7 protein-coding genes and 2 pseudogenes are annotated in these 12,206 nt (G+C 35.0%); 7 read left to right on the top strand and 2 right to left on the bottom strand.

From position 1 onward, the window contains the following. Positions 1 to 5: 5 nt before the first annotated feature. Positions 6 to 467, bottom strand: a complete 462-nt coding sequence (yfbV, locus tag GA0061080_RS07315) for a terminus macrodomain insulation protein YfbV (protein ID WP_167349201.1) — start codon at positions 465 to 467, stop codon at positions 6 to 8. Between the two features lie 191 nt (positions 468 to 658). On the opposite strand from yfbV, the gene GA0061080_RS07310 reads away from it, so the two are divergent. The 6 genes and pseudogenes from GA0061080_RS07310 (at position 659) to GA0061080_RS07285 (ending at position 11,611) form a co-directional block, all read left to right on the top strand. Next, the gene (locus GA0061080_RS07310; protein ID WP_091123381.1) at positions 659 to 1,864 is read left to right on the top strand and encodes an acetate kinase; all 1,206 of its coding nucleotides are present in this window, start codon (positions 659 to 661) and stop codon (positions 1,862 to 1,864) included. A 66-nt stretch (positions 1,865 to 1,930) separates the two neighbouring features. Then, complete coding sequence (pta, locus tag GA0061080_RS07305; RefSeq protein WP_091123378.1) at positions 1,931 to 4,081, top strand: phosphate acetyltransferase; 2,151 nt, start codon at positions 1,931 to 1,933, stop codon at positions 4,079 to 4,081. A gap of 424 nt (positions 4,082 to 4,505) precedes the next feature. Beyond that, the gene (locus tag GA0061080_RS07300; RefSeq protein WP_091123373.1) at positions 4,506 to 4,982 is read left to right on the top strand and encodes a toxin-activating lysine-acyltransferase; all 477 of its coding nucleotides are present in this window, start codon (positions 4,506 to 4,508) and stop codon (positions 4,980 to 4,982) included. Positions 4,983 to 5,095: 113 nt separating this feature from the next. Next, complete coding sequence (locus GA0061080_RS07295) at positions 5,096 to 8,341, top strand: autotransporter outer membrane beta-barrel domain-containing protein (protein WP_091123369.1); 3,246 nt, start codon at positions 5,096 to 5,098, stop codon at positions 8,339 to 8,341. Positions 8,342 to 8,620: 279 nt separating this feature from the next. Further along, positions 8,621 to 10,204, top strand: a complete 1,584-nt coding sequence (gene guaA, locus GA0061080_RS07290; protein WP_091123365.1) for a glutamine-hydrolyzing GMP synthase — start codon at positions 8,621 to 8,623, stop codon at positions 10,202 to 10,204. A gap of 200 nt (positions 10,205 to 10,404) precedes the next feature. After that, a pseudogene (locus GA0061080_RS07285) lies at positions 10,405 to 11,611 on the top strand (tyrosine-type recombinase/integrase). Here the strand turns inward: GA0061080_RS07285 and GA0061080_RS13130 are convergent. After that, positions 11,592 to 11,744: pseudogene (locus tag GA0061080_RS13130) on the bottom strand (helix-turn-helix transcriptional regulator); the annotation flags it as partial. The pseudogenes GA0061080_RS07285 and GA0061080_RS13130 overlap by 20 nt on opposite strands. A 62-nt stretch (positions 11,745 to 11,806) precedes the next feature. Here GA0061080_RS13130 and GA0061080_RS07275 point away from each other — a divergent pair. Next, the coding region (locus GA0061080_RS07275) for a helix-turn-helix domain-containing protein (protein WP_141683111.1) at positions 11,807 to 12,206 on the top strand (400 nt) is incomplete at its 3' end.

Here is a 12,206-nt window from a genome sequence, read left to right as displayed (position 1 = left end):
TGTTGTTAGTCTTTATAATAAGGTGAGGAATCATCATCTTGCCCAAAATAATCACCTAAGTGCAATTTGGCTAAATTTATAATGTTCATAAATGCTTCAAATGTTAGCTTATTGTCGTCTGTGCTATTTTCAGCGATAATTTTTTTAGCAATCAACTTTAATTTTAATTGATTATAACAGTCAATTAAGTTAAGCGGTAAGGGCGATAGCGCACGTCGTCCTAGCCAAAATAACCCTTGTAAAGGCAAACTTAAAGCAAATAATATGGTTATTACTGTTACTGCAATTTGCGCTGGCAGGCAATATTGCCAAACCAGTAAGCCAATAATGATAGGGGGCAAGTATTTGTTTGCGGTTTTTATGTGTTTAATGATTTTTAATTCAGGAAATGAATGCATTAGTTGTTTGTCTGTCGGACAAAGCTTTATATACCTTACCCCAGCCTTAAATGTGTTTATTAGGTTCATCTTTTGTGGATTCCTCGACATTCACTTCTTATTGTCTTAAAATAGCGTTATTCAAATTGGAGACTCCTCTATTTTATCTCAAAAAGCAAGATATCAGAAGTCACCTAGTGTAGTTGCATTGATTTTTATCATGTGCTGAGTTACCAATTTTGATTGGTATATGTCTTTTTATTCAATCTATAGGAATTACTATGTCATCAAGTAATAACGCTCTTGTTCTTAATTGTGGAAGTTCATCATTAAAATTTGCCATTATAAACCCTGAAAACGGCGATGAATTTTTATCTGGTTTAGCTGAATGTTTTCACCTTCCTGATGCACGTATTAAATGGAAGCTTGATGGTGTTAAAGGCGAAGCATCTTTAGGTGCAGGTGCTGCACATAGTGAAGCAATTAAATTTATTGTTAATAGTATCTTCCCTCAAAAACCAGAATTATTAGATAGTATTAAATCGATTGGTCATCGTATTGTTCACGGTGGTGAAAAATACACTCAATCAGTTGTAATTGATGATTCAGTATTAAAAGGCATTGAAGATGCATCAGCATTCGCACCTTTACATAACCCTGCACATTTAATCGGTATTCGTGAAGCATTTGCCGCATTCCCACATCTAAAAAATAAAAATGTAGCGGTATTTGATACAGCATTCCATACAACAATGCCAAAAGAAGCCTATTTATATGCTATTCCAAACGAATTATACACCAAACATGGTATTCGTCGTTATGGTGCGCATGGTACAAGCCACTATTATGTAAGCCAACAAGCAGCAAAATTATTAAATAAACCTGTTGACCAAACCAATGTTATTACTTGCCATTTAGGTAATGGTGCATCAATTACAGCGGTTAAAAATGGTAAATGTGTTGAAACTTCAATGGGTTTAACTCCGCTTGAAGGTTTAGTAATGGGTACACGTAGTGGCGATATTGATCCAGCGATTATGTTCTTCTTACACGACAATTTAAAAATGTCTGTTGCTGATATTAATAATCTATTAAATAAAAAATCGGGTTTATTAGGTTTAACGGGTGCAAGTAGTGACTGCCGTTACGTAACTGATAATTATGAAACAGATGAAAACGCTAAAAATGCTTTAGATGTTTTTGTTCACCGTTTAGTTAAATATATTGGTGGTTATGCAATGCTTTTAGATGGGCGTTTAGATGCTATAGTATTTACTGGCGGTATTGGTGAAAACTCTGAAGAAGTTCGTCGCATGGCGTTACAAAAATTAAGTATTCTTGGTTTTGAACTTGATCAAGAACGTAACCTTGCAGCGCGTTTTGGTCAAGGTGGAACAATCACTAAAGATGGTTCTGCAATTGCGATGGTGATTCCTACCAATGAAGAGCTTGTTATTGCTCAAGATGCTGCACGTCTAACTGCTTAATAAATATTAAAACCGCCTAAATGGCGGTTTGTTTTTATACAATAAAAGATTTAAGAGGTAATAATTATGTCTCGTACAATTATGCTTATCCCAACTGGCACTAATGTCGGGTTAACAGGTGTGAGTCTTGGTGTTATTCGAGCTATGGAGCGTCAAGGTATTAATTTAAATGTGTTTAAACCTGTCGCGCAACCAAGAGCTGGTGGCGATGCGCCAGATAATACCACAACCCTAGTGAGCAACAATACATCAATTCCAACACTAAAACCGCTTAAAATGAGCCATGTTGAAAACCTATTAGGTTTAAATCAACAAGATGTGTTAATGGAAGAAATCGTTGCCCTTTATGCCGAAAATACTAAAGGAGCTGATGTTGTTTTAGTTGAAGGTATTGTGCCAACATCTGATTATCCTTTTGCTAATGAACTTAATAATAATATTGCTAAAACTCTTGGCGCCGAAATTATTTTTGTAGTTAATATGGGCAAAGATACGCCAGAACAACTTAGAGATCGCATTGAAATTGCGCGTTCTAATTTTGGTGGTATTAAAAATGAAAAAATTATTGGTGTGATTGTTAATAAAGTCAATGCGCCAGTTGAAGAGCAGAATCTTGCTCGTCCTGATGTGGCAGAAATTTATCATACGCCTAAATTTGATAATAAAAAAATCACTATCGATGATTTAAATGCACACAGCCCATTACCTGTATTGGGATGTATTCCTTGGAATATGGATTTAAGTGCTTGCCGAGCTGTGGATATAGCTAAACATTTTGATGCAAAAATTATTAACGAAGGTGATATTAAAAACCGTCGTATCAAGCATATTTCTTTCTGCTCACGTAGTGTTCCTAACATTATCAGCCATTTACAGCCAAATGCACTTTTAGTAACCTCAGCTGATCGTTCAGATGTATTAGTTACGATTAGTTTAGCTGCAATGAATGGAGTATCAATTGGTGGTGTTTTATTAACTGGTGGTTATGAAATTGATGAAAAAATTGCAAAATTATGCCAACCAGCGTTTGATACTGGCTTACCTGTGTTTACGGTTAAAACCAATACTTTCCAAACCTCTATCAATTTACAACAATTTAATTTAGAAATTCCTGTTGATGATAAAGAGCGCATGGAAAACACACAGAATTTTGTTGCTGATCATATAGATGCTAAATGGATTAAATCATTAAATGAAATAGTGAACTCTGCACGTCGTTTATCACCACCCGCTTTCCGTTATCAATTAACTGAGCTTGCTCGTAATGCGAAAAAAGTAGTGGTATTACCAGAAGGTGATGAGCCAAGAACAGTTAAAGCAGCAGCCATTTGTGCTGAACGTAATATTGCAAAATGTGTGCTTATTGGTAATCCTGACGAAGTGCGTAAAGTTGCCGCTTCACAAGGTGTGACTTTAGGTCAAGGTGTTGAGATCGTTGATCCTGAAAATATCCGTGAAAAATATGTTCCTCGCCTAGTTGAATTACGTAAAAACAAAGGGATGACTGAAGTTATTGCTCGTGAGCAATTGGCTGATAATGTTGTACTTGGTACGATGATGCTTGAAGCAAATGAAGTTGATGGTTTAGTATCAGGTGCGGTGCACACAACAGCTAATACTATTCGTCCACCGTTACAATTAATTAAAACTGCACCAGGCAGTTCCCTTGTTTCATCGGTGTTCTTTATGTTAATGCCTGATCAAGTATATATTTATGGTGACTGTGCAATTAACCCAGATCCAAATGCACAAGAGTTAGCCGAAATTGCCATTCAGTCGGCTGATACAGCAATTGCCTTTGGTATTGAACCTCGCGTTGCGATGATCTCCTACTCAACAGGTAGCTCTGGTCAAGGTGCTGATGTTGAAAAAGTGAAAGAAGCAACACGCATTGCTCAAGAAAAACGTCCAGATCTTATGATCGATGGTCCATTGCAATATGATGCTGCGGTAATGCCTGATGTAGCAAAATCGAAAGCACCAAATTCACAAGTAGCAGGTAAAGCGACTGTATTTATCTTCCCTGATCTTAATACAGGTAATACTACTTATAAAGCAGTACAACGTTCAGCCGATCTTGTTTCAATTGGGCCAATGTTACAAGGTATGCGTAAACCTGTTAATGATTTGTCTCGTGGTGCATTAGTTGACGATATTGTCTACACCATTGCATTAACAGCAATTCAATCAGCACAAGAACAAAACGCTAGCAATTAATTTTAATCGTATATTTTAATATCAATAAGAGGTGAGCAATTCACCTCTCTTTTCAATGCCATTTTTTACTAAGGTATTATTCATTTCTAAAATAATTTAAAAATTTTCAATTTTAAAATTAATAAAAAAGATGAAATTTTATTTCTAAAAAAATCAATGTTTTAATAATTAAATTCTTTTTTAAATAAGTGTTTTTTTTAAATTATATATTATTCAAAAACTTGCATAAAATTTGCAAGTATCTCAAAAACAGGAGTTTTAGAATAAAATCTTTATTATTTTATTGGCATTGTATTTTTATACTTCAATAAAAATAATATGTTAACTAAATAATATAAAATATTATTAATAATAAAAAATAAAATAATTTAATTTAGTTAATTAAGTAATATAATGGTTAATAGCTTCTAAAAAGGTGAAATAGATGAGCGATTTTAATCAATATGTAGATAGAATTATCGCACCAAGTATATATCCTGATACTATATGGAATGAAGCTGAAGTATTAGGTGCCATGATTTGGTTATGGAATCAAAATCCAGCTTATAAAAAAGTGGCAATTGATTCAGCTCTAGACATTTTACAACCTATAATTCGTTCTAAAAATTTTGCTTTAATTGTTCATAACAATAAACCGTTAGGTTATATAAATTGGGCATATTTTAATAATCAGGAAGAGCAACAATATCTCAATAAAGAACTACCTTACGTTAATTTCGTTCATTGTAATCAACCAAATAAATCCAAGCGGTTATGGTTACTTTCTTTTTACTGCCCATTTGGGCTGCATGAAGTTTTTTTAACAAAGTCAATTTGTAAAAAAGTACTAAAAAATAATCTTTGTTATTTTGGTTATCACAAATCTAAAAGTAATACTGTCATTAAAAAAGTTCAATGTTAAGTTTTTAAACTAACTACCACATATAAGTAACTAATTTTTATATTATTATTTTTATTGTATAAAAATGAATATGTGATCTCGCCACGTTTTATCATCAATTAAAGGTAATAATTATGAACAAAGTCTACCAAACAAAATTTAATATTGTTACAGGTATTACAATTGCATGTTCTGAATTAGTTCGAAGAGCTTGTAAATCAACTGCCACAGTTGTATGCCTAGTCTCTTCAGCTTTAGCCATCCCCACTTCTGCATTTGCTTTAGATTGTACAGCAAATGCTGATAGGTCATATTTAGTAGGTCAAAACATTCCTAGCTGTAATAATATTAAAGCAGCTAACGTAAGTCAATCGGGTAATGCTGGCTTTTATATCCTAACAAGAAGTAGGCTGCATGAAAAACTTGATGTTGGGGATACAATCTTAACAGCAAATGTTAATGGTAATTATACAGGTTTAGCAAATCAATATACTTATGGCGTTTCAGGAGGTTCAATTAACGCAGGCAATTTAAATTTTACTATTACCAACAACGGTCAAACTATGGGGCTTGCAACACATCACAATGTTGATCTAACTGCCAAAAATGTTGAATTAAATATAACTGATAATTACACCCATGGGAGTAACTCAAGCGGTAATGTTGCATCATATAGTATATTGGCCGGTTCTTTTGCTGATGCAGGAGAAAAAGACACTTATAACGGGAAATACAGTACAATTACTGTCGATAAATTAAAAATAAATCAAACAGCAAAAGGTGGTAAAACTCAGCCGATCTTAAATAATGGTATTCGTGCTATGCAAGGCGCCTACGAAAATTCAGGAAATGGTTCAGCAGGGCAAGTTATAGTCAATGATGATTTAGATATGACATTAACAGGAAATCGCTCTATTGGAATTTATGTCTCAGGTAATCCAACTAATCATGATACTGCCGATAAGGTTGGTGCTAGTGGGCAATTGACGCCAAAAGTGATTTTAAAAGGTGGGAAAAATACAATCACAATAAATAAAGGTAGCGACACATCGGCGTTAAAATGGGATAGTGCGGCTATAAAATTAGGTAAAACACGTAACACCGGCGAAGGTGCTGGTATTTTAGAGTCTTATGGAGAATTAACGATTGATACAACTAATGCATTAGAAGGTAGTGGTATCAAAATGATTCGTAATTCATTGCTCAAAGCAGATTATGAAAATAGTACAACGATTATTAAAACAGGCGGTTATGCACTTGAAATTGGTACACATGATGATGCCAATTCAACAGGACAATTTGAACAGGCTGCCTCACATGGTGTGAAAGCCAGTTTTAAAAATGCCATATTTACTACTACTGGCACTAGTGCTGATCCTGTAATAAATGGTTCTATAGGACGTAAAGATTTAATATTTGTTGATCAAGGACAAGTTGACACAGTTTTATCTTTTACGGGGGACAAGACAGACCTTACCGCAAATGATGCAGGTTATATTATTAATGTAAGTGGTAACTATACTGCACCTAACTATCAATTTTTTTCTAATACTTATGATTCAAATGGAACTGAACTTGGGCACGATGCATATCAAGGATCCTCAGTCACATTTAATGCTTCGGGTAAAGGTAGTATGACAGGGTTAGTTTACAAAGGTTTAGTAAAAGTTGAAGAAGGGGAAGTTTTAGATACCGATGTAAATACTGTGCTTAATATTAATTTAAATGATAATTTTACGTGGAATTTGAAACCGAATGGTACAAGTAACATAGCAAAATTTGACAAGGTTGAACTGAATAATGGTGCAACAATTAATGGTGCTTTTGCTGATGTAGGCAGCAATGAATTTATATTACAAGGGGATGTTATAAGTAATGGTGGTATCATTAACTTAGATAACCATTTGCATGGAAAATATAATGATATTTTAACAATTGATGGTAATTATATGGCTTCTGGTATTGCGATGGTTAAAATGAATACTCTTTGGAACAATCCAATTGTAATGAATGATGTTAATGAACAATCAGATATACTAAGAATTACAGGTATGGCAACAGGAGTAACAAAAGTCATTCCGATAGGTTCGACAGGACAAGAAAATATCATTGATGGCAATATCCGCCAAATAGCAAGTATTATTAATACAGATCCAGTAATTTATGTTGGGACAAGTAGTAATGAACAAGTATTTCAAGGCGTTGCACATACTAATGGTGCAACCGAAGTGCAATTAGCCAAACGTAAAACTGCAAATGGAGATGAATACTATTGGACAATGAAATCAGGTAACCCAATACCACCAACACCAACACCAACACCACCACCAATACCGTCAGTGCCATTAGCCCCACCAATTGATTCGGCTAAGGCTAAACCTATTTTATCAAGTCCAGTTGCTGGTTACGTTGCTATGGCAAAGGTCAATCAAGAACAAGGGCTTTTAAGTATTGGAACATTACACGAACGACGTGGGCAAGATATCAAATTCAATTCTTCCAGTTATAATGACAACAATAAATATGCAGGAGAAACATGGGGAAGAATATTAGGTAAACACCTTAAACAAAATGGGAAAACACGTTTAAATTATGACACAAACATATATGGGATCCAACTAGGTCATGACTTAATCAATAATATTGAAGAAAATGGAAGCCATAATCATGTTGGTCTGTATTTGGCATATACTAAAGCCTATACTGATTTTTCTGACAAATATCGAGCTGAACACGGAAGAATTTCTCATAGTAAACGTACAGGTAAAGGTAAATCAGAATCAGTAAACTTAGGATTAACCAACAGCTATTTTTCTATCGATAATAGTTATTTTGATTTAGTGGGGCAATTTTCCTATTTACGTAACAAATATGAAGCACGAAATGGGAATAATCCTCACGCCCAAAATGGTTTAAGTATGGCACTCTCAGCCGAAGCAGGGCATGCTTTTATAATAAACCAAAGTGACATTAAGCAAAACTATTGGTTAATTGAACCTCAAGTTCAAATGGTGTATCAATATGTTGATTTAGATAGCTTTAAAGATAAATACAGAAAAGTGGATCAAAATGGTCAAGATCTGCTTAGAGGGCGAATAGGGGTTCGGCTCGCTTATAATCAAAGCAAAGATCATCAAACAACAACACTTTATGCTATAGGTAATATTTGGCATGATTTTATCAAACCCAATGATGTTGATATTGGTCGAGATAGTTTACGCGAAAAATATGCTAGCACATGGGGTGAATTAGGGCTTGGAATCAAAGCTCCATTAGGTCAAAATATGTACTTATACGGCGATACTCGCTATGAACATGATTTTGGTAGTACTAAACGTCAAGGTTATCGAGGAAATATCGGTATAGAACATAAATGGTAAGTTTTTTTCCATCATCAAAACTTATTTAAGAAAGTTATTAATATATACGTGATTATGGTCATAATAGTAATTACGTATATATTCCTTTTTATTATCAAAACAATATATCAAAAATCTCTTAATAATTTGTTCTCATTTATCATCATTGTGTTAAGTAATTCAATTGTCTTGTAAAATAAAAAATTTACAATTATTATTTAATAAGTTTAATTTTATCGCTAGATAATATAATATCATCTCTTATTTTTTATATTATTTCATATCTTAGGAATAAAATTGATGAAAAAAGACATTCACCAACAGCGCATATTAATCCTCGATTTTGGTTCACAAGTTACCCAATTAATTGCTCGACGTATTCGCGAAATCGGCGTGTATTGTGAACTGTGGCCGTGGGATGTATCAGAAGAAAAAATTAAACAATTTAATCCTAAAGGTATCATTCTATCAGGTGGTCCTGAAAGTACCACCGATGCTAATAGTCCCCGAGCTCCCGAATATGTTTTTAATGCTGGCGTACCTGTTTTGGGTATTTGTTACGGCATGCAAACTATGGCAATTCAAGTTGGTAAGGGCGGTCAAGTCACTGGTTCTAACCAACGTGAATTTGGTTATGCTAAAGTGGATCTTATTGGATCGTCAAAATTAACTGATGGTATTTTGGATAGTACAAGCGAACAAGGCATTAATCAACTTGATGTCTGGATGAGCCACGGTGACAAAGTAACAACCTTGCCTGATTGTTTTACACTAATTGGTCATACTGAAACTTGTCCATTTGCTATTATAGCTAATGACGAAAAACAATTTTATGGTGTTCAATTCCACCCAGAAGTGACTCACACGGTTAAAGGTTTCGAGTTATTGCAACGTTTTGTGATTGATATCTGTCACTGCGAAAAACTTTGGACACCATCTTCAATTATTACCGATGCCATTGCTCGCATTAAAGAAAAGGTTGGTAATGACAAAGTATTACTTGGCTTATCTGGAGGGGTTGACTCTTCAGTTACAGCATTGCTATTGCACCAAGCCATTGGCGACCAGTTAACTTGTGTATTTGTTGATCATGGTCTGTTACGTTTGAACGAAGCACAACAAGTTATGGATATGTTTGGTAATAAATTTGGCTTAAACATCATCGCCGTAAATGCCGAAGAGCGCTTTTTAGCTGCATTAAAAGGTGAAGCAGATCCCGAAGCTAAACGTAAAATTATTGGGCGTGAATTTGTTGCTGTATTTGATGAAGAAGCAGCAAAACTTAAAGATGTAAAATGGCTTGCGCAAGGGACTATCTATCCTGATGTAATTGAATCAGCCGCGGCTGATACAGGTAAAGCACATGTGATTAAATCACACCATAATGTTGGTGGTTTACCTGAAGATATGAAAATGGGCTTAGTTGAACCATTAAGAGAGCTATTTAAAGACGAAGTACGCAAAATAGGTTTAGAACTTGGTTTACCTTATGACATGCTTTACCGCCACCCATTCCCTGGTCCAGGTCTTGGTGTGCGTGTACTTGGTGAAGTTAAAAAAGAGTATTGTGACTTATTACGTCAAGCTGATGCTATTTTTATTGAAGAACTTTATAAAGCTGATCTATACCACAAAGTAAGTCAAGCCTTTACAGTGTTCTTACCTGTTCGTTCAGTAGGTGTAATGGGGGATGGTCGTAAATATGATTGGGTTGTTTCACTGAGAGCGGTTGAAACGGTTGACTTTATGACTGCTCATTGGGCTCAGTTACCATACGAATTTCTTGGTCGAGTTTCTAACCGCATTATTAATGAAGTTAACGGCATATCTCGTGTTGTGTATGATATAAGCGGAAAACCGCCAGCGACGATTGAATGGGAATAATTGCATTTAATATCATGTAATCTCATATTGTCTTTTTTTGTTATTTTAAGCCTTGTTTATCAAGGCTTTTTTATCTTATTTAATCTCATATAGTCTCATTTAAGCTTGATTTTTTTGACGGTAGCTTTGACGGTATCGCAATTTGAACATAGAATATTTCACTAAAATTACCGACATGAATGACGGTATAGGAGATAAATATGTTAACAGAAATCAAGCTTAAATCAATAAAACCAAAAGACAAACAATATAAAATTCCAGACCGAGATGGGTTATATGTTGCCGTATCTAAATCGGGCACATTGTCCTTTCGTTATGATTATCGTATTAATGGGCGACGAGAAACGATTACCTTTGGTAAATATAGTGAATTATCACTCTCTGATGCAAGAGACAAGCTAATTGAAGCAAAGAAATTAATTGCAAATGGGCTTTCACCGGCTAAGGAAAAGCAACGTGAAAAGCAAACAAAAAATAATGATGTTTTTGGGTATTGGCTTGAAAAATGGTTTAACGATACTGGCTATGCTGATAGTACTAGGGATATAGTCGGAGGGATAATAGTAAGAGATGTTACTCCAAAATTTGGTAAATTGTTATTGTCAGAAATAACGCCAACATTACTTAGGCAATATTGTGAAAAATTAAAAGAGCGAGCCCCTGTAGCAGCGGTGAGGACACGGGATATTGTTGGTATGGTCTTTACATATGCAAAGGCTAGAGGAGCTAATTATGATAACCCAGCCGATTATGTAAAAGGAGCTTCAATAACGACTTTTGCTCCAAGGGATAGAGCATTAACAAAGCAAGAGGTGGGTATATTTTTTAACACCATTGAAAATTAGTAAAACGTCTCTACAATTAAAGATCGCACTAAAGCTAATTATGCTAACAATGACAAGAAAAAGTGGAATAGTTGATGCAACGTGGGATGAAATAGATTTTAAAAATGCGGAATGGACAATCCCTGCCGAACGCATGAAAGCGAGCCGGCAGGGAGCAGGTAGGCCTCATGTTGTTTATTTATCTAAACAAGCAATCGATTTGTTTATGCAGTTAAAGATATTATCAAGCGAATCACCATTTGTTTTACCAAGCTTTGGACAATCAAAGTACGGGAATATATCCAAATCATCAATAAACAGAGCCTGCACACATACTATTCAACTAGCTCAAAAGAACGGTTTGAATCTTGATAATTTTACTGTGCATGACATGAGAAGAACCGCATCAACTCACCTACATGAAGCTGGATACAATTCTGACTGGATAGAAAAGGCTCTAGCTCATGAACAACGAGGCGTTAGAGCTGTTTACAATAAAGCTGAATACTCAGAGCAAAGGCGAAAACTATTACAAGATTGGGCTGATATGATAGATAAGTGGACTATTGAATATACGAGTTAGCCTTTTCTTGTAGCCAATTTTTTACTTGAGCTTCGTCCCAGACGACCCTTTTGGCTGATATTTTTATTGGTCGAGGGAAGTTTTCTGTTTGTATTTTTCTATATATTGTTGCTCGGCTAAAGCTTGTTATAGTGCAATAGTCTTTACTTGATCTGACATTTAAGTTATTTTATAACACAAAAAGGAGAGTCAGAAATGAATCAAACCGCCAAAATCATTAAACCTAAATTAGGACTACTAGAATTAGCTAAGCAACTCGGTAACGTTCAACAAGCTTGCAAAGTCATGGGATACAGTCGAGATAGCTATTATCGCTTTAAAAAATTGTATGAGCAAGGGGGTGAGCTTGCGCTTCAAGAAATCAGTCGTAAAAAGCCTATCGAAAAAAATCGGGTAGAGCCACATATAGAACAAGCCGTTGTCAATATGGCCTATGAATATCCAGCTTATGGGCAACATCGAGTTGCCAATCAACTCCGCCAAGAAGGCATAATGGTGTCAGGGAGTGGTGTACGCTCTATTTGGCTACGTCACGATTTAGAAAGTTTTAAAAAACGCTTAATTGCGCTAGAAACCAAAGTGGCACAAGAAGGAT

Source organism: Gilliamella intestini (genome assembly GCF_900094935.1).
GTDB classification, from domain to species: domain Bacteria; phylum Pseudomonadota; class Gammaproteobacteria; order Enterobacterales; family Orbaceae; genus Gilliamella; species Gilliamella intestini.
Note: the sequence above shows the minus strand (reverse complement) of the source record. Positions and strands in the feature narration are given on the sequence as shown.

Bases quoted from the DNA above. Each gene is read 5' to 3' on its own strand.
- yfbV (WP_167349201.1), bottom strand. From the start codon at position 467: ATGAACCTAATAAACACATTTAAGGCTGGGGTAAGGTATATAAAGCTT.
- GA0061080_RS07310 (WP_091123381.1), top strand. From the start codon at position 659: ATGTCATCAAGTAATAACGCTCTTGTTCTTAATTGTGGAAGTTCATCA.
- pta (WP_091123378.1), top strand. From the start codon at position 1,931: ATGTCTCGTACAATTATGCTTATCCCAACTGGCACTAATGTCGGGTTA.
- GA0061080_RS07300 (WP_091123373.1), top strand. From the start codon at position 4,506: ATGAGCGATTTTAATCAATATGTAGATAGAATTATCGCACCAAGTATA.
- GA0061080_RS07295 (WP_091123369.1), top strand. From the start codon at position 5,096: ATGAACAAAGTCTACCAAACAAAATTTAATATTGTTACAGGTATTACA.
- guaA (WP_091123365.1), top strand. From the start codon at position 8,621: ATGAAAAAAGACATTCACCAACAGCGCATATTAATCCTCGATTTTGGT.